The organism is Candidatus Nitrosocosmicus sp. T, from assembly GCF_054408485.1.
In genome coordinates, this window is the sequence record NZ_CP166992.1 from 73,334 (window position 1) to 99,268 (window position 25,935).

Annotated in this window: 24 protein-coding genes; 12 read left to right on the forward strand and 12 right to left on the reverse strand. The window is 32.6% G+C overall.

Annotated features, from left to right (window positions below; genetic code table 11):
* Position 1 precedes the first annotated feature (1 nt).
* The 4 genes from hisA to AB0A59_RS00420 all read right to left on the reverse strand — a co-directional run bounded on the left by hisA (position 2) and on the right by AB0A59_RS00420 (position 2,913).
* Positions 2-718, reverse strand: a complete 717-nt coding sequence (gene hisA / locus AB0A59_RS00405) for a 1-(5-phosphoribosyl)-5-[(5-phosphoribosylamino)methylideneamino]imidazole-4-carboxamide isomerase (RefSeq protein WP_458745503.1) — start codon at positions 716-718, stop codon at positions 2-4.
* A complete protein-coding gene (gene hisH, locus AB0A59_RS00410) occupies positions 715-1,332 on the reverse strand; it encodes an imidazole glycerol phosphate synthase subunit HisH (RefSeq protein ID WP_458745505.1) in 618 nt (205 codons plus the stop codon). The genes hisA and hisH overlap by 4 nt, the downstream gene beginning before the upstream one ends.
* 3 nt (positions 1,333-1,335) lie before the next feature.
* The gene (locus tag AB0A59_RS00415) at positions 1,336-1,872 is read right to left on the reverse strand and encodes an imidazoleglycerol-phosphate dehydratase (RefSeq protein ID WP_458745506.1); all 537 of its coding nucleotides are present in this window, start codon (positions 1,870-1,872) and stop codon (positions 1,336-1,338) included.
* A gap of 72 nt (positions 1,873-1,944) precedes the next feature.
* Complete coding sequence (locus AB0A59_RS00420; protein ID WP_458745507.1) at positions 1,945-2,913, reverse strand: HAD-IA family hydrolase; 969 nt, start codon at positions 2,911-2,913, stop codon at positions 1,945-1,947.
* A gap of 147 nt (positions 2,914-3,060) precedes the next feature.
* Here AB0A59_RS00420 and AB0A59_RS00425 point away from each other — a divergent pair, with 147 nt between their 5' ends.
* The 5 genes from AB0A59_RS00425 to AB0A59_RS00445 all read left to right on the forward strand — a co-directional run bounded on the left by AB0A59_RS00425 (position 3,061) and on the right by AB0A59_RS00445 (position 7,960).
* The gene (locus tag AB0A59_RS00425; protein ID WP_144734365.1) at positions 3,061-3,327 is read left to right on the forward strand and encodes a winged helix-turn-helix domain-containing protein; all 267 of its coding nucleotides are present in this window, start codon (positions 3,061-3,063) and stop codon (positions 3,325-3,327) included.
* Positions 3,328-3,477: 150 nt separating this feature from the next.
* The gene (locus AB0A59_RS00430) at positions 3,478-4,161 is read left to right on the forward strand and encodes a hypothetical protein (protein ID WP_458745509.1); all 684 of its coding nucleotides are present in this window, start codon (positions 3,478-3,480) and stop codon (positions 4,159-4,161) included.
* Between the two features lie 76 nt (positions 4,162-4,237).
* Positions 4,238-5,656, forward strand: a complete 1,419-nt coding sequence (gene gatD / locus AB0A59_RS00435) for a Glu-tRNA(Gln) amidotransferase subunit GatD (protein WP_458745511.1) — start codon at positions 4,238-4,240, stop codon at positions 5,654-5,656.
* 23 nt (positions 5,657-5,679) lie between these two features.
* Positions 5,680-7,620 carry a Glu-tRNA(Gln) amidotransferase subunit GatE gene (gene gatE / locus AB0A59_RS00440; RefSeq protein WP_458745513.1) on the forward strand — a complete coding sequence of 647 codons (1,941 nt, stop codon included), beginning with the start codon at positions 5,680-5,682 and terminating at the stop codon, positions 7,618-7,620.
* Positions 7,586-7,960: a hypothetical protein gene (locus AB0A59_RS00445; protein ID WP_458745514.1), complete on the forward strand. Its 375-nt coding sequence runs from the start codon at positions 7,586-7,588 to the stop codon at positions 7,958-7,960. Before gatE ends, AB0A59_RS00445 begins: the two co-directional genes overlap by 35 nt.
* 90 nt (positions 7,961-8,050) lie before the next feature.
* Here AB0A59_RS00445 and AB0A59_RS00450 read toward each other — a convergent pair whose 3' ends face one another.
* On the reverse strand, positions 8,051-8,587 hold the full coding sequence (locus AB0A59_RS00450; protein ID WP_458745516.1) for a 4Fe-4S dicluster domain-containing protein: 537 nt from the start codon (positions 8,585-8,587) through the stop codon (positions 8,051-8,053).
* Between the two features lie 115 nt (positions 8,588-8,702).
* Entirely contained in the window at positions 8,703-10,034 is a 1,332-nt protein-coding gene (locus AB0A59_RS00455) for a serine hydroxymethyltransferase (protein ID WP_458745518.1), read from the reverse strand.
* A gap of 134 nt (positions 10,035-10,168) precedes the next feature.
* On the opposite strand from AB0A59_RS00455, the gene AB0A59_RS00460 reads away from it, so the two are divergent.
* Together AB0A59_RS00460 and AB0A59_RS00465 are read left to right on the forward strand one after the other, a co-directional pair.
* Positions 10,169-10,315 (forward strand): DUF5679 domain-containing protein, encoded by a 147-nt coding sequence (locus AB0A59_RS00460; protein WP_195907490.1) that lies wholly within the window; start codon positions 10,169-10,171, stop codon positions 10,313-10,315.
* 319 nt (positions 10,316-10,634) lie between these two features.
* Positions 10,635-11,153, forward strand: a complete 519-nt coding sequence (locus AB0A59_RS00465; RefSeq protein ID WP_458745520.1) for a deoxycytidylate deaminase — start codon at positions 10,635-10,637, stop codon at positions 11,151-11,153.
* A 209-nt stretch (positions 11,154-11,362) separates the two neighbouring features.
* Here AB0A59_RS00465 and AB0A59_RS00470 read toward each other — a convergent pair whose 3' ends face one another.
* Positions 11,363-11,926, reverse strand: coding sequence for a methane monooxygenase/ammonia monooxygenase subunit C (locus AB0A59_RS00470; protein WP_144732171.1), 564 nt, complete (start codon positions 11,924-11,926; stop codon positions 11,363-11,365).
* 224 nt (positions 11,927-12,150) lie between these two features.
* Between AB0A59_RS00470 and AB0A59_RS00475 the strand changes: the two genes are divergently transcribed.
* The gene (locus AB0A59_RS00475) at positions 12,151-12,846 is read left to right on the forward strand and encodes an HAD family hydrolase (RefSeq protein ID WP_458745521.1); all 696 of its coding nucleotides are present in this window, start codon (positions 12,151-12,153) and stop codon (positions 12,844-12,846) included.
* Here AB0A59_RS00475 and AB0A59_RS00480 read toward each other — a convergent pair.
* Complete coding sequence (locus tag AB0A59_RS00480) at positions 12,843-13,280, reverse strand: HIT family protein (RefSeq protein ID WP_458745523.1); 438 nt, start codon at positions 13,278-13,280, stop codon at positions 12,843-12,845. The two genes, AB0A59_RS00475 and AB0A59_RS00480, sit on opposite strands and share 4 nt — an antisense overlap.
* Positions 13,281-13,365: 85 nt before the next feature.
* Between AB0A59_RS00480 and AB0A59_RS00485 the strand changes: the two genes are divergently transcribed.
* Both AB0A59_RS00485 and AB0A59_RS00490 read left to right on the forward strand, forming a co-directional pair.
* Complete coding sequence (locus tag AB0A59_RS00485; RefSeq protein WP_458745525.1) at positions 13,366-13,926, forward strand: ArsR/SmtB family transcription factor; 561 nt, start codon at positions 13,366-13,368, stop codon at positions 13,924-13,926.
* 348 nt (positions 13,927-14,274) lie between these two features.
* The gene (locus AB0A59_RS00490; protein ID WP_458745526.1) at positions 14,275-15,270 is read left to right on the forward strand and encodes an ABC transporter ATP-binding protein; all 996 of its coding nucleotides are present in this window, start codon (positions 14,275-14,277) and stop codon (positions 15,268-15,270) included.
* Between the two features lie 42 nt (positions 15,271-15,312).
* Here AB0A59_RS00490 and AB0A59_RS00495 read toward each other — a convergent pair whose 3' ends face one another.
* The 3 genes from AB0A59_RS00495 to purB form a co-directional block, all read right to left on the reverse strand.
* Positions 15,313-18,834 carry a chromosome segregation SMC family protein gene (locus tag AB0A59_RS00495; protein ID WP_458745528.1) on the reverse strand — a complete coding sequence of 1,174 codons (3,522 nt, stop codon included), beginning with the start codon at positions 18,832-18,834 and terminating at the stop codon, positions 15,313-15,315.
* 55 nt (positions 18,835-18,889) lie between these two features.
* Positions 18,890-21,280 (reverse strand): HD domain-containing protein, encoded by a 2,391-nt coding sequence (locus tag AB0A59_RS00500; protein WP_458745530.1) that lies wholly within the window; start codon positions 21,278-21,280, stop codon positions 18,890-18,892.
* Positions 21,281-21,533: 253 nt separating this feature from the next.
* Positions 21,534-22,889, reverse strand: coding sequence for an adenylosuccinate lyase (gene purB / locus AB0A59_RS00505; protein WP_458745532.1), 1,356 nt, complete (start codon positions 22,887-22,889; stop codon positions 21,534-21,536).
* A gap of 87 nt (positions 22,890-22,976) precedes the next feature.
* On the opposite strand from purB, the gene AB0A59_RS00510 reads away from it, so the two are divergent.
* The gene (locus AB0A59_RS00510) at positions 22,977-24,455 is read left to right on the forward strand and encodes an RtcB family protein (RefSeq protein ID WP_458745533.1); all 1,479 of its coding nucleotides are present in this window, start codon (positions 22,977-22,979) and stop codon (positions 24,453-24,455) included.
* A 1-nt stretch (position 24,456) separates the two neighbouring features.
* The gene (locus AB0A59_RS00515) at positions 24,457-24,921 is read left to right on the forward strand and encodes a DNA-binding protein (RefSeq protein WP_458745534.1); all 465 of its coding nucleotides are present in this window, start codon (positions 24,457-24,459) and stop codon (positions 24,919-24,921) included.
* A gap of 278 nt (positions 24,922-25,199) precedes the next feature.
* Here the strand turns inward: AB0A59_RS00515 and AB0A59_RS00520 are convergent, their stop codons facing one another.
* Entirely contained in the window at positions 25,200-25,763 is a 564-nt protein-coding gene (locus AB0A59_RS00520; protein WP_144732171.1) for a methane monooxygenase/ammonia monooxygenase subunit C, read from the reverse strand.
* Positions 25,764-25,935: the final 172 nt, after the last annotated feature.

Genomic DNA, 25,935 nt, shown 5'->3' on the forward strand with positions numbered 1-25,935 from the left:
ATTAAATCAATTCTTGAACATGTTTTATTTTCAATTTCTCGTCATACAGTGCTTTACCTAAGATTACTGCATAACAATTAACGTTCCTTAACTTTAATATATCTATGATATTGCTGACTCCTCCGCTAGAAACTATTTTTATATCTTTAAAGGTATTATTTATTTTGATTAATGTTTCTATATCTGGACCTTCTAAAGTGCCATCTTTGTCAATATTTGTCAACAAGAACTCATTAATACCCAGCTCTTTGTAAAACCTGATCGCATCAAATAATTTTATACCTGAAAATTCCTTCCATCCAGAGATCATTACGTTTTCTTTATTATGATCTACAGAAATTATAATCCGATTTAGTCTTTTCTTTGATATCTTTTGTATTATTTCGGGCTGTTTGAAAGCAAATGTTCCTATTACAACCTTTATCGGCTTTTTTATATCTAAGAATCTATTTATACTATTAATCGTTCGGATACCGCCTGCAACCTGTACTGGAATATTTACCGAATCAATGATCTTTTGTATTATTTCGCTATTGCTCTTTCCTGTATTCAATGCTGCATTTAGATCAACTATGTGTAACATGTCAACCCCTTCTAATTCCCATTTTTTTGCTATTTCTAATGGATTGTCATCGTACACGGTCTTATTTTCTAATTTACCATTAACCAATCTGACTACTTGGCCATCTAATAGATCGATTGCTGCGATGCTTTTCATTTTGATCGTTTACAAATATTTATAAAGTTTTTAATCATTTTTTCGCCAATTGTACTTGATTTTTCTGGATGAAACTGTGTACAATAAATACTGTTAATTTCTATTGAGGCAGGAATGTGTACTCCGTAATTCGATCTTGATGTTATTATGTCGCTATTCTTAGGTGTAGTATAATAAGAATGTACAAAGTAGACCCAAGATTGATTCGGTACTCCTTCAAATAGTTTACTTTTTTTATCTGTGATCTCCAAACTATTCCAACCTATATGAGGGATTTTTACCAAGTTTTTGGGAAGGGATAACACTTCTCCTTCAATTATGTCCAGTCCTGCTAATTTTCCCTCTTCGCTTTTCTCAAATAACATCTCCATTCCCAAGCATATTCCCAACACTGGAATATTTTTTTCCATAAATTGTGAGAATCCAGTTTTACATTTGTTTATAGAAATAATTGCTGGATCAAAATTTCCAACACCAGGCAATACTATTCCATCTACTTCTGTTGATTCTTCAAAATCATTTATAATTGATACTTGTGCTCCGTTTCTTTGCAAGGATGATTGAAGACTAAAAATATTTCCGGCTCCATAGTCAAAAATTGCTATTTTCACCATATACTACATCATTCCTTTGGTAGTAGGACCTCCTTCACTATCTGGATCGATCCCGATGGCATTCCTTAATGCAACGGCGGTAGCTTTTATGGCCGACTCGATTTTATGGTGATCATTTGTTCCATAATGTACTATAATATGCATACAACAATTAATATTTCCAATAAATGATTGAAAGAAATGAATAATATCTTCTTGTGAAATACTTTCAATCTTTTCCCTTTCTAATTTCATGTCGATGTGACTATATTGTCTCTTTATTAGATCTACAGCGACGCTCGAAACGGATTCATCCATTGGAACTGTGGCATTTCCGAAACGATTAATGCTCTCTCTCTTGTCTAGGGCCTTATTGATAGCTTGACCTAATATGATGCCTGTATCTTCTATTAGATGATGCTTAATACCATCCTCACTTTTAGCTTTCAAATCAATGTCAATCCTACTGTGTTTCGAAAAAGATACTACAATATGATCTAAAAAATCAATTCCTGTATTAACGTTTGAATTTCCTTTTCCGTCTAAATTAATTTTAGTCACGATATTTACTTCCTTCGTCCTTCTTTCCATTTCACACGTACGTTGATGATCCTCTATAATCACTATGTGCTTTTAATTTTTTGTATTATTTAATATATTTGGTAAATCGTTTACATTCTTAATGATTACATCTGCATGATTTGATTTTAGTAGCCTTTTCTTATCAATTGATTCCTTGCTATTTCCACCATCACCATATACTCCACAAAAAAATATTCTATCCTCAATTGTTTGCTTCCTAAAATTTTCTACCATTAGAAGATCTGCCATGGAGTCTCCGACATACAGTGCACTACTTAATTTTAAACTATCAAATACTTTGTGGAGGGAAAATGCATGAGGTTTGGAAAATTCCCTCTTTTCGTCCTCTAAAAATACACACGCATTTTCATTAAAGTAATCTATGATACTGTTTAGAGTGAAATAAGAAGCAACCTTGCTCCGTCCGGATATCAATCCCAAATTTCCATTAAATTTCTGTGAAAGGAGACGCATAGTATTCTCCTTTATTATTAGAATATCATTAGTTATTAGTGGCTTGTCAAAATAATATATTGGCTCCTTATTGAACCGCTTTTTATATAAAATTGGACCATAAAAGATTTCATTAAAAAGAGTAGAAATCATATCGTCATTGCTAGGATATTTTAATTTTTTTGTTATGGGTGTTATATTTCCGAACTTCTCGAGCTCTTTTTCTACAGAATCTTTGCCTTTGTCATCTAATTTCTCCAATAAATTATGAAAAATTTGAACTGTCTTGTCTATATTCATTTTATTTATTACAATACAATATAGAATTATTAGCACTATTGAATAAGCCGTATCAATATCATTATTAAATCCGCCAGTATCTCGAAGTTTTGAAATCAACTCCTGAAAAGGAAAATTATTTAAACTTATGTCAAAATTCTTGACCAAAATAAGCTCGACTGTTTTTATTATTGCTTCATTATAGGATTTGTTTACATCAACTAATACTCCATCTATATCAAAGATAATCGCTTCACATTCTGAAATATTGATTTTCTTATTAGTCAACTTTATAGATATAGATAATCACGATTCAATAATTAATATCCTGTTATTCCCTAGTATGTCCTATGTATGCCAACTAATCGACCATAGTATATTGATATAGAATAATCAACGATACAAGTTATATAATACATTCTTCTATATTATTGTGTGAAATATCGGAATAGGACCGAAATAATTTCTAATATCTTAAATGCCGCTAATGGAGGCATTTCAAAAACTAAGATAATGTACAAGGCATTTCTATCATATGCTCAAATAAAGGAATATTTGCCTATACTATTAGAAAATAATCTGTTGGCTCTTGGTACCGATGGCAAATACAGAACTACTGAAAAGGGTATTAGATTCTTAAAAATGAATGAGGAAATTCAAGAATTAATCGAATCAAAATCACTTCAGGATGATTTTACCTAAATATCATTTATTCTGATATTAATAATTTCACAAAAATAATAGTATAGTATTTAATAAAATGGGGACTTTAGCTTATCAAAAACCATTTTTTCAGCTTAAATATAAAAAACAATATATTGTTATGGTAAGAAATAGAAAAGGAATTACGCAATGCTAGTTGTTAAAATTTTTCATCTAGGAATCTTGTTTACCATTTTTATCTTTATTATTCATATTGATTCTGTTTATGGTACGGTTGATGCCAAAAATAGCAGTAGTTCTTCAACCGGTAATAACACCTCATCACTAGAATCTGATAACTATGCTATTAAAGTGGGAGAAGGAAATAATACTGTATCCGTTACAAAGTATTTCCCTGCTTATGTAGAAATAACTGCCGGAGATAGCATAACGTGGTATAATGGAGTCGACGTTCCAAATCCTCATACTGTTACCTTTATAAGGGATTTAGATAATATCGAAAAGATTGGAGTACCCTTCTACGTTTCTAATAATACAAAATTTGTCCCTGTACTAAATAATCTGGGCGAACCATTAGAAGAAAATACTAGCAATGGAACACGGATTGTTATGATGTTAAATGCCCGAGCATTAACTCCTACTGTGATTACATCGGATGATAAAGTAATGGAACTAAAAAAAGATTCCGTATATGTTTATAACGAAAATGACAAATTTATTAACTCTGGACCATTGCTATCTTTAGATAAAGAACAGAACTTTGATTATTCTTTTAGCAGCTCCTTCACTGTTGTTTTTAATAAACCTGGATTTTTTGAATATACCTGTCTATTTCATCCATGGATGATCGGAAAGTTATTAGTGAAACCATGAGTAGCTATATACTTTCTTAAAATTTACCTCTCATGATCTAACTATATATTTTCTAACCTTTTTCATACTTCTATAAATGACACGAAATACTGATCTCGGTCCCAATGATAGCTCTGATAAAAGCTATAGTAGAAATTCTCAACAATTTTTAAACAAATTTAAAGTTAATGTAGGTGATGAGGTAAAAATAGTTACTAAAAAAGCAGAATTTTTTGGCATTATTCTACCTCGATATGAAACCTTTAGCGACAAATATATCGTTTTAAAATTAAAAAGCGGTTACAATATTGGAATTGAAATAGAAAATATTTTAGAAATTATTAATAAAAATGTTGATAGCTTATCAAGAAAAAATATAGTAAAATCAGATCTCGGTAATAATGCCAATTCTAACTATGAGAAATATGACCATAATTTATTCGATAAAATGAAAGGTTCTAAATTATTGCCAAAAATATTGCTAATTAGTACAGGTGGCACAATTGCAAGTAAAATTGATTACAGAACAGGTGGCGTAACTTCACTTTTGACTGCATCAGAATTGTATTCTGCTTTTCCAGAACTTTCTGACTATGGATACATTTATCCTGAATTCTTATTCAATGAATATAGTGAAAACATGAATCCTCATCATTGGTCTGCTCTAGCTGATAGGATATCATATGCCATCAAGAATGAACAATATGATGGAATTATTATATCTCACGGTACGGATACTATGCATTATACTTCCTCTGCATTAAGCTTCGCTCTCCAGAATATCCCAATTCCTGTGGTTTTGGTTGGTTCTCAGCGATCATCTGATAGACCATCTTCAGATGCATTCAGTAATCTGGTTGGTGCAATAAGATTTATCAAGGATGCAAAATATTCAGGCATTTTTGTTTGTATGCACCATAATACTTCAGATGAAGTGATTGCGTGTCATCTTGGTACCCGAGTAAGAAAAAATCATACAAGCAAACGTGATGCATTTAAATCGCTTGATGGTATGCCTTTTGCCTTAATTGAGAATTCAAACATAAAATACAACAAGTTATTACACAATGGAGTAGAAAGTGCGAATATTTCAAAAAATTTTACTTCAAGGACAGCTTTTAACGATAGAGTGTTTCTATTGAAATTCTATCCTGGGTTTAGTTCTTCATTTCTTGAGAACTTTTTACAGATGGATTATAAAGTCATCATATTGGAAGGAACTGGGCTTGGACATGTAAGTAAAGACTGCTTTCCTATTTTAAAAAAACTAATAAATTCAGGCATTTTTGTTTTTATGACTTCGCAATGTATATTTGGTAAGGTACAGATGACTGTTTACGACACAGGCAGAGACCTTGTGGATCTGGGTGTTATCCCACTTTCAAATATGAGTTCAGAGACAGCTGTTGTTAAAGCAATGTGGGCATTAGGCAATAATACAGATGCTGAGGATTTTGTTAGGATGATGAAAACTGAATATTCTAATGAAATTTCTAACATGTTGCCACTAGTTTAATAGGTTTAAAGAGGACAAGTTTGATGAATCTAGATATCGACAAATTAAACGTAAAGGTTGGCTTTGAAATACATCAACAACTAAGTACATCATCTAAACTCTTTTGTTGTTGTAAAGGCGATGGATCCAACGATGGAGGTTATGATTTTAACTTTATACGAGTTTTGAGACCTACAAAAAGTGAATTAGGTGATTTTGATAAAGCTGCATTATTTGAACACGCCAAAATGAATTCAATTAAGTATTATTCTAAAGTAGGATATAGCTGTTTAGTCGAAGCTGACGAGGAGCCCCCACATGAAGTAAGCAAAGATGCACTTGAAACAGCATTATTGTTTTCACTTGCCCTAAATTCAAATATTGTTGATGAAATTCATGTCATGAGGAAATTAGTTATAGACGGCTCTAATGTCAGTGGATTTCAAAGAACTATGCTGATATCGACTGGAGGTTACTTAGAAGTCGATAATTTCAACAAGATAGGTGTTCAGGGTATATGTTTAGAAGAGGATGCAGCAAAATTAATTTCTACCAATCCTCTATTAAAGGAATATGGACTAGATCGACTGGGGATTCCACTGGTTGAAATCGCACTTGATCCTATATCTGGGACTCCTGCAGAAATTGTAAACGTCGCATTAACTCTCGGTAGACTACTACGAAGTAGTAAAAGAGTCACGAGAGGTATTGGAAGTATAAGACAGGATGTAAATATATCTGTCAATGGTGGTCAAGTAGTCGAAGTCAAAGGGGTACAACAATTATCACAACTTATCAAAGTATTAGACTATGAAACAAAAAGACAGTACGGATTAATCAAAATTTCGGAAGAATTTAAGAATAGAAATATAGATGATTCATATATCGGCGATAAAATTGAAGACATTACATCCTTGTTCTCCAATTCGTCAGCTAAGGTCATAAATAAAATTTTAAAAGATCCGGATCCAGTCATTAATTGTATCCGTTTGAGGGGTCTAAGAGGACTGATTGGCTACGAACCTACGAAAGATGTAAGAATGGGTAAAGAGTTGGGAGAGTTTGTTAGATTTTTTGGATTGGGTGGTGTCTTTCATTCCGATGAATTACCTAATTATGGAATTACTATCAACGAGATAGATAGCCTTAAGAAATCTGTTGATATTTGTTCTGACGATGCCTTTATAATAATAGGTGGTAACAGGGAAAAAATAAACAATCTTCTTGAACCATTAATTAAAAGGATAATTCAATTTAAATATGGTGTAATCGCTGAAACTCGTTCTGTTACTTTAGAAGGAACTACTATTTTTTCACGACCCAGACCAGGTTCTTCCAGAATGTATCCTGAAACCGATATAATGCCAATTCCTGTTGATAATACCTTACTTGATAGTTTGAAAGATAAAATACCTTTGCCGTGGAATGAATTAATCAAAGGAATTATGAAAAAGTATCAATTAAATAAGAAATTATCTGAACAAATCTTTGATTCTGATTATTATAATTTATTTGAGAGACTATTGAATTCCAATCCCGCTATTTCACCTACCTTCGTTGCATCAAAACTTACTGAAGATATTGTTAGTCTCTCAAGAAATAATCTTGATAAGGATCTCTTGACAGACGAAATGATTCTAGACATTTTCAATAGGCTTGATAAGGGACTTATTGCAAAAGAGTCTATAATATTAATTTTTGAAAAATTAATGAAAAAAGATTGCATGTCGGTAGAGGATGCAATAAATTCTCTCAACCTAACTAAATTAGATGATACAGACTTATTTTCTACATTGGATAAATTGTTTGATGATAATTTGAGCATCATAAGAGAGAAAGGAGCCAATTCCATGGGGGTATTGATGGGGAAAAGTATGGCAGTACTAAGGGGAAAAGTAGACGGCAGTAAAATTAATGACTACTTAAAACACAAATTAGAAACATTTCTTAATGAAGGATCATCCTCTTCATCATCCTCTTCTTAACATGACTCGCGTACCTAAATCAATCAAGAACCATTATATCGATTCATTTATCATAAATTCAGAAAACTTGAAGTCATTTCTCTCCTCTCACGAGATTTCAAACCCTGAACTGGAGGATGTGTCAATTACAATTTCCAAACTATATGATCAAAAGGTTGATGATATTTTAGCCTCGTGTGGGAATGATTGGACTAGGCTCGATTCTGCTTCTTCTCCTTTAATTTTGTTCATTCAATGCATTGATGAATTACTCTCTGCAAATAACTTGAATATTACATCGCGATGTAGATTTATTCTAAATTCATTCTCAAAAACGTTAGAATCTTGGATGAACTGGTAGTTCCTATTTGGCAATTTAACTTTATTTACTTTTATAATTCTAAGTGAGAATAATATTATCAGTAATTATTGCTTATTCTAAAAAAAATGTTTAGTGTGCGTGAGGCGGTGGTGCACTACCTTTTGATAATTCTTCGTTAAATGTTCCTGATGCTTTTTCGTGGAATTCTAATGCGGCTTGATCTACCTTAATTGCTTGAGGCGGACATACTGACACGCATGCCATACACCAGATACAATCATGTTCTCGGATTGGATCTGCTTTATCTGTGTAGTCTTTTCTTTCTTCTTTAACTGAAGAACCAGTACCTTCAAATACTTGATTTATTGCCTCTTTTGCTGGTACATCATGTTCAGTTCTGTACCACTGAAAAACTTGTACAGGACATGCTTCGATGCATGCTCCATCTGCTACACATGAGTCCCAGTCTACAGCTACCATAGTTCCACTTACACCCAAAGGCCCTATTTCTTCTCCTTTTGCTTGGAATGCTTCTTTAACTTCTGGATTCTCTGCTGCCTCTTTTAGTGAACCTGGACCCCATAAATAGTGAAAATGTTCATCGTCTGAAGTTTTTATCTTTCCAATTACCTGATGATTGTTTGGAAAATCTGGATCGATTGGCATATTTTTTGCAGAGATACTTGATCCTTCTAAATATATAAATCATGTGTAGAAATATCTATAAGAGGCAAGATATTTCCAGTAATTTTTCACAATTCCTCTGATCTGACTAACTGACTTATTCTTTCATATTCACCAATTGAATATATTGATATGCCGAGGTTTCATTATCAAAAGCATAATGTACCTTTTGAAAGTTCTTTTTGAACTCTGTCACATTTTGCAAAATCTTAACATTATCTTGTTTGTCAATTACAACTTTTTTAATAAAGGTTGCTATTTCCTGCATTTCGTTTTCCTTCATTCCTAGTCTGGTCACTTCAGGTACTCCTATTCTAATGCCGCTTGGATGAAAGTAATTTCTTCCCTCTTTTATATCTCCAGGAAGTAATTGTCTGTTAAGGATTATATTGCATTTTTCCAGATCCTTTTCTATTGTTCCACCGTCGCCATAATTTGAGACATCGACGGCTAGTTGATGTGATTCTGTATAACCCCTTTTTTCCCCTAGAACATTAAATCCATGATTTGCAAGGGAATACGCAAGCATTTTTGCATTTTTGATGACTTGTTTGGCATATTCCTCTCCAAATTCTAATGATTCAGCTAATGCTACCGCCTTGCCCGCAACATGATGCAAGTGATGACTACTTGTATTTCCTGGGAAAATTGCCTTCTTTATAGAATCCGAATATTTTTCAACTGATACTATAATGCCTCCCTGGGGTCCCCATAATGTCTTATGGGAGCTCATTGTCATTGAATCAGCGCCTTCTCGCAACGGGTCTTGAAATTGTCCACCGGCGATTAGACCTGCTACGTGAGCTCCATCATAATTTATATACACATTTCGATCATGCAAGAATTCTGATAATTCCTTTACAGGGTGTGGAAACAAAAAAAGACTACCACCAAACATGGCTATTTTTGGTCCTTTTCCTTCGTCAATCATAGTGTCTATTTTTTTCTTGGTCAGCTCAACATCGATGGTCATGTTTTCTTTTGAAAAAGGAAAGTGTTCAATTACTAATCCGTGAACCAAGCCGGCCGTTCCTGAGTGTTCCTTTTTTCCGTGTGAAATATGTCCACCAGTAGGAATTGATGAGGCTATCATAGTGTCTCCCGGATTTGAGAATGCAGAATATATTGCTAAATTTGCAACGACTCCTGATGTTGCCCTACAATCTGCAAATTCTGCTTTAAATACCGATCTTGCTAAATCATTACAGATATTTTCAACCTTGTCTATAAAAGTGCAACCTGCATACACTCTTTCTCCAGGCCAACCCTCTGCGTACCTATTTCCGAAATCAGAAGCTACGGCTTCTCTGACGGCTGGACTGGGGATGTTTTCACTTGCTATGAGAGGAATGGAGTTATTGAACCACTCATGATGCTCTTTAATTAATTTTAAAATATTATCCTGAATTTCTTTTGCATTCAATATCATTTTTTGAAATAATTACTTATATAAAATATCGTAATTCAGCAAAATAGTACTATTTTAGTGATGATTTTTTAGTCATTTATAACAATAATTTTATACTACATGTATTTTATTTACTCATGCAGAAGGTTAAACAGATGGAAGGATATTGTGTTAAATGCAAAGCAAAACGAGAAATGAAAGATGAAAAACAGGTAACTATGAAAAATGGAAGACCTGCTACTCAAGGTATATGTACTGTGTGTAATACGAAAATGTTCAAGATAGGAGGAAGTAAGAAATAATAAAAAGTAGCCAAGTTTGCAATAAATTCGTCGATTTATATCGATATTTCTATATTTATCTTATTTTGATTTGTTTTGTTATCCACAACTTGATTGATTTCAACGTCAGTATTATTGAGAATGCGCTGACTTTTGTATAGATGAATTAAATTATATACAGTGAAAATAGAAATTCTGTCATTATATATTTATTTAGTGACCTGAAAAACTAATTAATATTTTTATAGGTGTCATTATTTTATGATATTGCAGTAATGATGACAACCTTCTAGCTCTGAACTGTTGTATTTTAATTAATGGCTATTATATATAGGAATTTATGAAAGGATCAGACAGAGAATTTGAAAGACCTGATTGGGATGTTTATTTTATGATACAAGCTTTTTTGGCCAAGCTACAATCCAACTGCCTTACCAGGCAAATTGGAGCTGTAATAGTTAAGAATAATAGACAAATATCAACAGGTTACAACGGTACTCCATCTGGATTTCCAAATTGCTTTGAGGGTGGATGTAAAAGATGTACAGATAGAATTAATGGTATTGTTAAATCAGGTGAATCTTTGGAAAGGTGTATTTGTGTACATGCGGAAGCCAATGCAATAATGCAATGTGTTATGTTTGGAAATGCCGGTAGTACTAAAAATGCTACTCTGTACTCCACTCTGGCTCCATGTATAGAATGTAGCAAGATGGCTATTACAGTTGGAATCAATAAAGTGGTCATTTTGTCTAAATATGACGAGGACGGAACAGAGATTTTGAGACATGGAAATGTACAAATATTAGAAATGGATTCGTCTAAATTACAAATTTGGACCTCAAAGCTATTTGGATGATGAATGCTTAGAAGTACATACAATTTCTATTTAATCGAACCTGGCTATCCTAAAATCTCGTTAAATAACGCAGGTATAAAATTAATTATAATTAGCTAAAAAACAAACAAACAAAAATCAAATCAAAAAACAAACTAGACCAAATTAAAACTAAAACTGATAAAACAAACTGATTCTAAAACTGATTCTAAAACTAAAAATAAAAAAGATTAAGGAACTGATCTGCTGTAGAGTTTTCCTTCTAATGCTAGTTTGTACATTTCTGCTACATAGGGGTTTCTTGCAGGAGTTTCCGCGCCAAGTTCCACCAAACGTGCGTATACCCTAACTACATAGGCCAAAGCACCCATGAAAGCTACTACTACACCCATGTTAAACATCCAGTGGTTAGGTACTGAAAATATTTCTTCAACAAACCAAAAGTGCCACATTTCATTGATACCAATAGTGAACATGGTAGCTAAATAACCGATAATGGTTATCTTTAGACCAGTATTCATTGAATTGTTTGGTCCTCTTAAAACTGGTACTCTCCTGTCATACATTGCAACAAATCCCCAACCTAGTGGGAGTGCAATAAAGTGACTGTATAACCACCAATGAGCTGGTGTAAATGCACTGTCTCTGATAGCTGTTTGATGTAATGATCCGTCAACAAAGTTGTCTACTTCTACTGATGCAGCAATAGACCCTAGCATAATGACCATCAAATATATCTTTTTTAGCCTTTGGATTTCTACTTCCTTTGGAATTAATGCAGGCATTTGTGCCATTTTACTATCACTGTATCTTCACTGATTAAATATATAAGATGTGAACTAAAATATTTGGAAATAATTCTAGCAATTAATATAACATTATTAAATTATTAGACTATTAGTCAATTAATTAACTAAATTTTACACATTTTATTAGTTTTATCAAGCTTATCATCTTTGATTATCATGGATGATAAAATAATCCAAACTATAAATAATTAATTGTTTTAAAATACTTGGTGAAACCATTCATCTTCTTTGACCTTGGGCAAACTCTCATTGATGAATGGAACTACGTTACTTATTTTGATAAACTATTATTCCAGACACTTAATGACTATGGAGCTAGGATAGATCAAAGAAACTATTATACGTTGAGAAATGATTTAGTTCGAAACAGAAAATTTGGCTCATCAGGATTTCTGGAAATTATTTCTTTAATGGTGCGTCTTATACTTCCTCAAGGGTATGATTCTGTAATTTTCAATGTTCTAAAGACTGATTTGCTAGAAAATAAAAGAAAACTAGTCAGACTATTTAGTCAGGTTAACTACCTGATCCCATTATTATCAAAGAAATATTCGTTAGGTATTATTAGCAACAATTCATCCGGTTCGGCAAATTTATTGCATAAACACGATCTAGACAAGCACTTTAAAATAGTATGTTTGGCAGAAGATATTGGATTTAAAAAGCCCCATTATAAAATATTTCAAAAGGCGTTACTTGACTCTAATTCAACTGTTGACAATTGCATAATGGTAGGAGATAGGTTGGATATCGACATTTTACCTGCCAATGAGCTTGGAATGAAGACTATAAGAACAATGGACTCTTTATACAAAATTCAAGAGCCTGTGAATAAGAAGGAGACGCCACTTTTTACTATAAACTCCCTTTCTGAATTACCTAAAGTATTATCCCATATATCTTAACTTCTTTGTATTTCCTTGGATATTTTTTCCCATTGTTCGTCCAAATTACTTTCTCGAGTGTCTCCCTTACCAAAAAGGGAATGGATTGAAATCTTTTCATTTGATTCTGCAATTGGAATAACATGAATATGGAAATGCGGAATTTCTTGCCCCGCATCCTTTCCGTTATGTATACCTACTAGTGAAGAATTACAGTTCATTGATTTTTCTATTTTTTCAGTCAAGAAATGCAATACATCAAAAATGTCCTTATTTTCTATCAAACTCAAATCTTGGATTTTGGGTATATGTGATTTGGAAATTACAAGCGAATGTCCATCCTTGAGAGGAAATGCATCTAGAATTGCTATTGAGTGTTCAGTTTCATATAACTTTCTCGCTTTGATATTTCCATTAATTATTTCACAAAACACACACTTGTTTGTCGAATTCATATTCTTATTTTGTGCAACTGTTCAATAAAGGATTATGATCAATATATTTATCAAGATTAATAAAATTGGATTGAAAAAGTAACCTATGGGAAAAACTATAGTTCATGAAAGACCATTAATTACAATTATGATGAATGAGAATATTGCAAAAGTACTAAGCGATCACCACAGACTAAAAATTTTAGATTTTCTTTATCACAGGAACCTCTCGACTAAGGATTTATTTGATTTATTAAGAAGAGCTAAATTTAGCATTGCCATGACTACTTTGAGACATCACATAACCATATTGAAAAAAAATGGTTTGATTAGTGTCTATAAAACACAAGAGGTTAAAGGAACTTTGGTAAAATATTATAAGGCTAATGTAAAGATGTTGACTTATGAAAACTTTCCATTTGTTTCCTTTGTAAGAGATAATAAGGAAATTATTGATCTGCTATATCCAAAATTCTATAAAGTAATTAAGAAAATCATGATAAATGAAAAAAATTTTATGACAACTATTTCATCCGAATCAAAATCTAAATGCAGAATTTGCAAAACTTTTCACTATGCTGAATTTTTGATTTTTATGATTCTGAATATGATAATAACGAAAGTTTTACGAAAGTTAATGAAAAGTAGGACCAATGGTGAGACGTAGTTGATATTAATGACAAAAATATAGTATATCTCTGATATTCTCTATTTCAATTCCTCACCATATGCTCTCTTGCGGCTTTAATATAGGTAAGAAATCGGTAGTTATTATTTACAGGCACAAAAAAGGTCTAAAGGTGGCATGGTTTACAATGTCTATATGCCTACAATAGGCTTGATATTACTTAATCATAAATGCGTTTACAAACACAAGTAAATATGTGACTCTAGTTCTTAACCACTTTTTGACTATCCGACATAAGAAAATTTGAATTCAATCTGTGACGTCGAATCAGTGTTTATAAACACTAATAGATATATTTTAAAATACCAATAAGTCCATATTTTATTTATGTCGCCTTTACTTCAGCTCAAGAAAGTGAACAAAACCTTTCCAATTCATAGGAATATTTTCCACCTTTTTTCTTCATCAAATCCAATCATAAAAGCAATTGACAATGTATCTTTTGATTTGGGGCAGGGCGAAGTACTGGTGATAGCCGGTGAATCTGGTTCTGGAAAAACTACTCTCGCTAAACTAATAATGGGTTCATTAATCCCAGACGACGGTACTATATCCTTTGAAGGGAATGACGTTCACTCTCTAAAAAAAAAGAAGGCGTTTTACTCGATGATCCAAATGATCCATCAGGATCCTTATAGCTCACTAAACCCCCACATGAAAATAAAAGACATAGTCATGGAGCCATTAAAAATTCATGAGAATAAATTAAGTCGTAACGAAAAAGATGAGAAAGTACGGCTTGCGCTACGTAGAACAAGACTTGAACCAGTTGAAGAGATTTTAGAGAAATATCCAACGATGCTTTCAGGCGGTCAAAGACAACGTGTTTCAATTGCAAGAGCTATTGTAAAAATTCCAAAATTAATAATAGCCGATGAGCCTGTTTCGATGTTAGACATTTCTGTTAGAGCTGAAATTTTGTCATTATTAAATGAGTTAAGAAAGACTCTGAATATTTCTATTATTTATATTACACACGATTTAGCAACATCACGATTCATTGGTGATAAGATTGGAATTATGTTTGCTGGCAGCATCGTCGAATATGGAGAAATTGATGAAGTGCTACATAATCCGCTTCATCCATATACTTGGATGTTACTTGATGCAGTTACCTTTTCAACCAAGGAATCTAAATTCTATAAAAGCTTCGGTGGAATAAATTTATCTGAATTACCCTTAAAGGGGTGTAAATTTTATGATAGGTGTAAATTGTCTTTTATGGATTGTACCAATGATATAGAACAATTTGATATTAGTAAAAGACATGCTGTTTCTTGTTTCTATTATAGAAATCTAAACCTAAATGATACTATTAATTAAAATTCAATCTATCTATAGTATAATCATACTATGTCACTCTACTTATAATTTGACCTTACTTGGATGATTATACTTTACCACTTGAGATATTCCATTCTTTGGATAAACCCCAAATATTAAATCTGATTTTGCTACTGTAGAATCTTTGAGTGTTACCATTATTATTTGATTGTTGACAGATCTAAGTAATAGTATTCTTGATAGTCTGTCGGTATTTTGGGCATCAAGATGGGCGTCTACTTCATCCATTAAATAGAATGGAGATGGTTTTAGCGATTGTAATGCTAGGAGGAATACTATTGCCGCCATTGTTTTTTCACCTCCAGACAAGGATGTGGATTCCCTGGCTGGCTTGTTAGGAAACTGTACCATTAATAAGATACCGCCGGAAAAAATATTATCTGGATCCTCCAGTTCCAAATATGCATTACCTCCGGTAATATCTGAGAATGTTTTTCTAATGTCATCATCCACCTTCTTATATGCATCAGTGAATAGTTTTTCTTTTTCTTTACCTATTTCTTCTATAAAGTTCACAATAGAATTTCTCTCTTCTTCAAGATGGTTTCTTTTATCTGATAAACCTCTGTATCCTTCTATTATTTCTAAATAAGTTTCATCTGCTCTAAAATTTACTTTATCTCTGATATTTTCATACTCTTCCTTTAATTCGCGATATAAGTTGTCTACATCAAAACTTTCCAGCAAGGATTTGTGACCTAATCTGGCAAGATCGTTAGTTTGATTCATTTTTTGATATTCCAGATCTAGAATGTCTTTTTTCAAAAAACCAATATCTTTTTCTAATTGATTCACTTCTTTATCAAGCTTCCTTTCCAGTTCGTTTAACTTTTTGATCTCCATTTCATACTCTTGTAATTTTGAGTAAGTAGTGCTTGTTGCTTGAATTATTTCATCTTCTTTTTCCCTGAGAGTTCTTAGTTCTGATTCTGTATCTTTTATCTCTGATATGGCTTTTTCTAGAATCCTATTTCTCTCAATCTTTTCTATCTTGAATTGTTCATATTCTTGTATCGATTTATTATATGCTCGAGTGGTATTTTCTATATCATTCTTTACCATCGAATTTGTTAATTTCAATTGATTTAGTCTGTTGTTTATAATATCTAGTTCACCATCGATTTTCCGTCCGTCTTCTTCAATTTTCATTATCTTTTGCATGTCGATTCTCTCATCCGTATTTTTTATTTCAACGTCAATTCTACTATTAGTACTAGTAATAATTTTGAACCTCCTTTTAGAATAGTTAAAATTGCGAAAAAGGTCGTCTAGGTGCATACTATGTTCCTCGTTTATAGTATATAGTATACTTAAATTTTTATTATTTTCTACCAAAAGATTTTCCAACTCATTGACGTTTTGTATGATATTGGACCTTTCTAAAGTAAATGTATCTAATTTTCCTTCCAAGGGTGTTCTCTCATTATTTAGAATATCAAGTTCCGAAATTCTTATTCTTGTTAACTCTTGTAATTTTCCTATATTGATCCTTAGATTTTCAATTGAATCAGATAGAAGTAAATCCTTTGTAACATCTGCAATCTTTGATCCATAATCAAATTGCATTAACGACAAGTTTGGGAAAAAAATTTCTCCACTCGTTGATACGGCTTTAAAACCATTAATGGATAATAAATATGCTGTCAATGGATTCTTCGTAAGAATTATGTTTCCAAATAAAAATTCTGGTAGGTATTTTACTTTGCTCGAGACAAAATCTGAAAGTACTCCTAAAATCGATGGATTGTCTTCAATGTCTTTTAACTTATCTCCATTAAGTAATTCTAGTGGAATTATCTTAAGAAAATGTATCCCTTTATTTTTTGAGAATTCTGCGAGTGTAATCATACTTTTGATATCTTTTACAATTACAGCTTTCATCCATTCGTTTCCGGAGGCTACTACAGCTTTTTGATATTTATCATTCCATTTTATCAAATTAAATACGTATCCGATTACATCTAAATTCTTAAAGTCCTTTAATAGGGTTGCAATCGCATAATCCTCAGTTAAACTATTCTTCGCTAGTTCTATTTTCTCTTGGTATTTCATGATCACACTTTCTGCATTTTCTATTACTCTTTTTGAAATATTTGTTTCGGTGGTAACCTTGAAAAATTTACTGTCAATTGTTTCTTTCTCATCTTTCATCTTCCCTATTTCTATATCGATCTCATTAATTCTGGCCCTTGAGCTGAGAATAGTACTTTGAATTTCCTGATTTTTTGCAAGGAAATTGTAAATTTGTGAGTCATTTTCTTTCATCTTTTCGGAATAATTCTTGATGTTCTCTTCCAATCTGGCTATGGTTATTTCAATTTTTCCTTTTATGGGAATTAATTTATTTATCCTATCTGTTAAGAAATTTTTGTGTGTTATCTCGCCTGAGTTTATCTTGTTAATTTCAGCTATTTCTTTGGCTCTCTCCGATTGTTTCTTTCTTAACTCATTTTGAGTTTCCTCATCTGTTCTGATCTTGGATTCAATATCTCTTAATTTATTGTTTAATTCGATCTCTTTTTCTCTAAAGGTTTTTTGTTCGATCTCATTGGCTCTCTCCTTTTGATTTAATTGATCAAAATAATGTTCTGCCTCTTTTATAGTAGCTCTATTTCTTTCATATTCATATGCTACTGTTGATAGTCTTTTCTCATTTTTTGTTCTTTCACTGCTTGCCGAATCCGCCTTAACCAAAAATTGCTTTTTCTCTTGGCTAAGGTTTTCGGCTTGAGCAGTTACTTCTTCTAGTTTTTTTGAAACCTCTTGACTTTTAAGTTCCTTATTTTTTTGTTCCTCACTGAATTCTGATATTTTTTCGGTTAGATTATTTAGACTTCCAGACAGTTTTATCGCTTTTAGTCGATTAATCTCTGATTCTATTTGCAAATATCTGTGTTGATCATTTCTCTCTTCTTCTAACTCATCAATCCTGTTTCTTACTTGATCCATTTTAGCCATTGCTATCTCAAGTCTTCTATCTGATTCCTCAAGTTGTTTATAGGCCTGATCTTTCTTTTCATCAAAATATGAGAGTCCTACGATATCTTCAATTATTCTCCTCCTTTCTTCTGAATTTAGCTCTGATATTCTAGTAATCATTCCTTGTTGGACTATATTCAGCTTATTAGGGGACGCAACTACTATCTCTAATAGTTCCAAGATGTTGTTTCGCGATACTCTCTTTTTGTTCAGATAGTATTGACTTTCTCCAGTATTGACTCCGGACATTTCTCTTGTTATGGTAACAAGATTATCATCCACGGGGATTCCTCTATCTTCATTGTCAAAAGTTACGCTGACTTTAACTATTTTGTGAGAATTATCATTTGAACTACTGTCATGAAAAAGCGATTGAAATTTGTCTACACGGAGAGCCTTTGGACTGTTCTCTCCTAACGCAAATATGATTGCATCAAGAATATTGCTTTTGCCCGACCCATTTGGTCCAGTTACAGCTATTAGACCTTTTTGAAAATTTAGTGAAATGTTCTTTGATCCAAACGATTTAAATCCAAAAACATCTAATTTTTTAATATAGACCAAAATTGTATTATATTTGGATGTTTTCTTTCTTTATTATTTCTTTTTTTATAGAGGCTCATTTTTGTGTACTATTGTTATTGCTTTGTAGCTTTTGAATAGTTATTATTTTGACATTTTCAATGTGATTAGTGTGTTTAGATTTATCTGGATTCAGTGCTTCTAAAGTAACCTTATCAGATGTGCTAACTATTTTGAAACCATGTTCGGGTATTAATGACATTATTTTCCTAAAATCCTTTTCATTTTCCACAATAATTTGAATAGTTCCATCTTGGCTTAATTTAGACCTGTAAGAATGAAGTAGATTTTTTAGTATCCTTTCTTTATTGACTGTTTTTTCAGAATTATCACAAAATATTGTGATAATGAAATTATCGACGAATTTATCTTTTATGAAAGGAAGAATGTTATCCGGGTTGCCTGGAAGAATCTCTAAATTCTCAACTTGAAGTCCTGCTAATTTTGCTTGTGCCTTTATTATTTCTTCTTTATCCTTTACAATTCCTATATAATATTCATTCTTATTTTGAAGAGCAATATTAATTAAATAATCGCAATTACCAGTCGACACATCCATGTCAATTTTCTCATATTTTGTTTTAGCATCTAAAATTAGATTATTTATTTTGTTCGATGGATTTCCCTCGTGAAAAAATTGATATACATTATCCCATTTTTGTCTAAAAACATCTGGAAAGTTTTTTCTGGATACTATGTCCTTAAATAATGAACCTTCTGAAAATAAAGATAAGAATCTGTCAGTTCTAGAAACCGCCTCTACCAACGGAAAATCTAGTTCTTCGTACAATTTTACAACCCTGTTCCACGCTAGGAGAGGATCCGAACTAAGATAGGTTACTGATAGATCAGCTAATGATAGAATTTCTGCAATTAGGTTAATTTTTTCTACGGAAAAATCTTGGTCCTTTATTTCTTTTAGCAATTGATTAATGTTATTATACGCATTTTCATTAAAGGGATAATCTGTTCTCCATATTAATGCTTCAACTATTTTACTTTCGATCTTATCTTCTTTACCATTTAACATTTCTGGATGAGTAGTAGCAAATTCCTGTGCATCCACTAAAGGAGACTCATATTTTCTAAAAAATCTAATCAGTTCTTCACTATTTAACATATAATAGGCATCATGAATTCTTTTTCTTTTTATTTCTACTATGGTGTTTGCTACTGTGGGGACTCTTGAATACCTTAAATCGTAATGCGAGGTGCCTTGCACTGGATCGTAATCATGTAACAATGCAGAAACTAGCATTATTTCATAGTCCCTTTTGGTAATAGTGTAGCCATGAATTTCCTTTGGTAACATGTTTAGGCTCATATAGGCGACCTCTAGAGAATGATGTAGATTATGATATTCGCTCGATCCTTCTCCTAAGCCTAACTTATCATATTCTTTTTTTAGATATTGGGTCAATAAATGCAATTTAGTCAATGATTCCTCATTGATTTCTATGCTTCTAGCTTTTAACAAAATGGATTCAATTAGATAATCTAGAGATAAACTTGAAAGATTTTCATTCGTGTATTGTATTTGACGCTTTTTAGCACCTGGAAGTATTTCTTTGATTTTACCATACACTATCCTAATGGGTAGACTTTTGTTTAGGTATGTATAGAAAGATGTCAGAATATTTCCAGAATTTTTCAGAACAGGTTTTTCTTTAAAAATTATTTCATCAATTATTTGGGGTATGTTTTTATTAACACCTGAAATTATGTTTGTTACTGTATTTATCTCTGTTTGCGAGAAAATATTAAATCTTTTATATTCTGTGTTAATTACTAGCCATTGCGGAATCATAATCCTAAATATTGCACTCTTGTTATCAGGCATTTCGTTTCTCTTCGCGGGGGAATCCATCTGATTGAATTTTTTTAATATCACTACTACGTTGCCTTTTCCTCTTTTAAAAGGGAGATCTGCATCCTTTGTCACTTCCAGCCTTACATTCTTATTTATTTTCCGCAACTCCAATAATATCTTCCAGTATTTTCCTTTATCGAGCCAGTGGGGTACTTCGTTTTCCCTATCCCAAAAATCTACTAAACTATGATAAGCATATCCGTCTTCTAAATGATTTGTTTCTGGATTGAGAGTTGCATAGTCATATTCTCCAATGAATGGGTCTAGTTTACGACATAAATGCCAGGTATTCCTTATCACTTTCGTATTTATATCAAACTGTGAATGTGCCATAAGACCCCATATACAACCCAACGCGCTAGTTATAGTGAATAGTACGTTGGTCCAATCCCTATTCCAATCAAATTCTTTATCTAAAAAAAAATCTGATACTAGCGGGATGGCGAAAATACCTGTTGTGATCATCGAGGCAAACGATAATGTAATGAAAAAGCAACTCGCATAATCATAATAGGCCAAATTAAAAGTCCATTTCTGAGGCGACTTGCCTACATTCAAATCAATTTTCCACCCCAAATGGAAATTGGGTTCTGATTAATATTCCATTTATTAATATTTAACTTGAATTATCCATCATTCTATCTTATGAATGTTATTTTTTCTTACCATCGCTATTGATGCTGTACATTATGAATTAATATGTACGTTTGACGGAATACCGTAAAAGTTGGGAAGATGCTTTGAGATTTTCAATTGAACTAGTATTCGAAATTGAGAGGAATGCTTTGATAAAAAATTGTAGAAACCATCATTAGGAAATATTCATTTGTTTAGCTTTATTTACTATATTTCTTATAATGTTCTTCGATGCAGAAAGCTGACTTTGAGGATTAAATATTACTTCTAATTCCTCTTTGCTTACATTGTTGATAATTTCTTCTTCTTTTATTAAAGCATCAAAAAAATGTTCGTGTTTTTCAACTGCATTAAAGGCTACTGATTGAATATCTCTATATGCTTTGAATCTCGGAATACCTTTTAATACCAAAACTTGCAGGACAAATTCTGCAAATATTTGACCTTTGGTCAATTCTATGTTATTTACTATTTTTTCCTTGTTTATTTTCAGACCTGCTATGATCTTTATCATTGTACTTATCATTTCATCCACCAGGATTGATGACATTGGAATGATAAAACGTTCGTTAGCCGAATTTGATAAATCTCTTTCATGCCATAATGCTATATTTTCTAAAGAGACGTTCAGATTTGATTTAACGATTCTAGCCAATGAAGATATTCTTTCACTCTTTATTGGATTTTTTTTTACTGGTACTGCACTACTTCCCATTTGTCCTTTTTTAAATGGTTCTTGAACTTCTCCAATCTCCGTACGCTGCAGGTTTCTAATCTCAATGGCTATTTTATCTAATGTTAAAGCTATGAGTGTAATAATGAATAACATTTCTGAATATCTCTCCCTTGGAACCAGCTGTGTTGCAGCTTCGGCGGGGAAGAGGTCTAGTTTCTTTGCAACTATTTTTTGGACTTCTAATGCATTCTCTCTCATCAAAGATCCTGTTCCTACTACTCCGAGGGTTTTGCAAATGAGAAATCTTTTTTTCCCCTCGTTAATTCTTGTTATATGGTCAAGTAATTCATTTGACCAAATAGCAAATTTGAGTCCAAAGGAAGTAATACTTGCATGTTGTCCATGAGTTCTACCTACTGCAGGCAAATCTTGATATTCTATTGATTTTTTTAGTAATTCTTTGATTAGCTGGTGCAATTTTGATTCCACTATCGTAAATACGTCCCGCATCTGCATTGAGGTACTACTATCAACCACATCATTACTAGTCAAACCATAATGGATCCAAGGTTTTGAACTTTCTGAACATAGCTCGCTTATTGCTTCTACTATTGCAGCAGTATCATGATCGCTTATACTTTCTAATTCTTTTACTCTTTGTACTGTTATTTTATTAGATGAAACAACCTCTTCTATATTTTTAGAAGCATCTTTCGGAATTATGCTTAATTCAGCCTGCGCACCTGCAACTGCAGATTCGAAAATTAATTCATAATTTAGTTTTCTATCTTCTTCAAAAATGTCTTTCATCTCTTTCGTTCCATATCTTCCGCTGTCTATAGGTAAAATAGGCATCAGTCTAAAGTCAGATATTGATTATCTAATTTATTATTTAGGATGATTAATATTTGACAAATTAAAATATTTATCATAAAGGGAATAATGTCTGGTTCATTAGTAACAAAAAATGGTAAGCATTTGATTAATAAAATTTCTGACTATCAATTTCAGATAAATAAAGAAGATTCACGTGGAATGAATGTTCCTGTCACAATATTTGCGAATGATTTATTGATATCTAAAATGGCCCTTGATCGAACACTCGATCAAGCAGTTAATGTCACAACCCTGCCTGGGGTAAAAAAGCATGTAGTTGTACTTCCCGATGGTCATGAAGGATATGGATTTCCTGTGGGTGGCGTGGCTGCATCAGATTTAGAAGAGGGTATCATTAGTCCTGGTGGAGTAGGTTATGATATTAATTGTGGCGTCAGACTGATTAGAACTAATCTTGTAGAGGCTGATATTCGTTCTAAACTCAAAAACCTAGTTGATTCTCTATTTTCCTCTATTCCCACAGGAGTTGGAAGTGAAGGGGCTATTAAGCTGACCAGCTCAGAGCTGGATGATCTACTCATCGACGGCGCAAAATGGTCTGTAGAGAATGGCTATGGAATAGATACCGATCTTGAATCTTGTGAAGAAAATGGAAAAATGAAAGGAGCAGATCCTATAAATATTTCAACTAACGCCAGAAAACGCGGTTCAATGCAACTGGGAAGTTTGGGGTCAGGAAATCATTTTCTTGAGATTCAAAAAGTGGACAAGATATATGATGAAGTAGCGGCCAATACGATGGGAATTAGAAAAGAAGGGGAAATACAAATTTTAATACATTGTGGCTCCCGTGGATTTGGGCATCAAGTTTGTAGCGATTACCTGCGATTATCAGAACAAGCCATGAAAAAATATAATCTACATGTTGTAGATAGAGAATTGGCGTGTGTGCCTAATACATCAGTGGAAGGAGAGAGTTATAGAAAGTCCATGTTTTCAGCGCTAAATTTTGCTTGGGCAAATAGACAAATGCTTACTCACTGGACGAGAAAGACATTTCAACGAGTTCTTCAACTAAGCGAGCAAGATCTAGGCATGGAATTAGTATACGATGTATCTCATAATATTGCAAAGGTGGAACGTCATAGAATTGATGGCGAGGGCACTCGTGATTTAGTAGTACATAGGAAAGGCGCAACACGTGCTTTCCCTTCCGGAATGGAACAACTATCCGCTAAATTTCGATCAATAGGACAACCGGTAATTATTCCGGGGTCCATGGGTACTGCAAGTTGGGTTCTTTTGGGCTCACCTAAATCAATGGACCTTAGCTTTGGATCAACGGCTCATGGGGCCGGAAGAACTATGTCGAGATCAGAAGCAAAAAGAACCTATACATTAGATGATGTAAAGAAAAAGCTAGAATCACGCGGTATATATGTAAAATCTTTAACTAAAAATGGATTGATCGAAGAATCTCCAGATTCCTATAAGGATGTCGATATGGTTGCCGACGTGTCACATAAGGTAGGGATTGCCACAAAAGCTGTTAGATTAGTTCCCATGGGAGTTATTAAAGGTTAAATTGGACGACGATAAAAATTCAAGCATGGATGATTCAGATCTTGAATTAATTAAAGCAAGAAAGATGAAAAAGCTGCAAGAGCAATTAGCCTCCAAAGAAAAAGACAAGATCAATTTGGAACTCCAGAATAAAACAAATAAAAATAAACCAGAAGGAATCGATTCAGAAAGGAATTTCTTATTGCGCTATCTGTATGATAGAGGTGACGAAGTTTTAAAACTTGCAGAAAAGCAATTTCCTTTACAAACCAAAATTATTATAAAGAGGTTAAATGAATTGATTCGATTTGGGGAGATTTCTAAAATATCGGGTGGAGATATGCTAGCCGTATATAGATCATTAGGTTTGAACATTCGAGTTGATACCCATATTTCCATATCTGATCATGGTAAAACGATAAGTTTCTCTGATAAATTGAAACAGTCTAATGATGATGCAGATCTAGATTCTGATGGATTACTATAATTACCACCTCGTTTACTTTAACATATATTTTATTTAAAGAAAGGAACGATTAGATTTTTTTTTGACGATTTATTAAATATTATTAGCTCTATCCTAAAATCTCGTTAAATAACGCAGGTATAAAATTAATTATAATTAGCTAAAAAACAAACAAACAAAAATCAAATCAAAAAACAAACTAGACCAAATTAAAACTAAAACTGATAAAACAAACTAAAACTAAAACTAAAACTGATAAAACAAACTAAAACTAAAACTAAAAATAAAAATAAAAAAGATTAAGGAACTGATCTGCTGTAGAGTTTTCCTTCTAATGCTAGTTTGTACATTTCTGCTACATAGGGGTTTCTTGCAGGAGTTTCCGCGCCAAGTTCCACCAAACGTGCGTATACCCTAACTACATAGGCCAAAGCACCCATGAAAGCTACTACTACACCCATGTTAAACATCCAGTGGTTAGGTACTGAAAATATTTCTTCAACAAACCAAAAGTGCCACATTTCATTGATACCAATAGTGAACATGGTAGCTAAATAACCGATAATGGTTATCTTTAGACCAGTATTCATTGAATTGTTTGGTCCTCTTAAAACTGGTACTCTCCTGTCATACATTGCAACAAATCCCCAACCTAGTGGGAGTGCAATAAAGTGACTGTATAACCACCAATGAGCTGGTGTAAATGCACTGTCTCTGATAGCTGTTTGATGTAATGATCCGTCAACAAAGTTGTCTACTTCTACTGATGCAGCAATAGACCCTAGCATAATGACCATCAAATATATCTTTTTTAGCCTTTGGATTTCTACTTCCTTTGGAATTAATGCAGGCATTTGTGCCATTTTACTATCACTGTATCTTCACTGATTAAATATATAAGATGTGAACTAAAATATTTGGAAATAATTCTAGCAATTAATATAACATTATTAAATTATTAGACTATTAGTCAATTAATTAACTAAATTTTACACATTTTATTAGTTTTATCAAGCTTATCATCTTTGATTATCA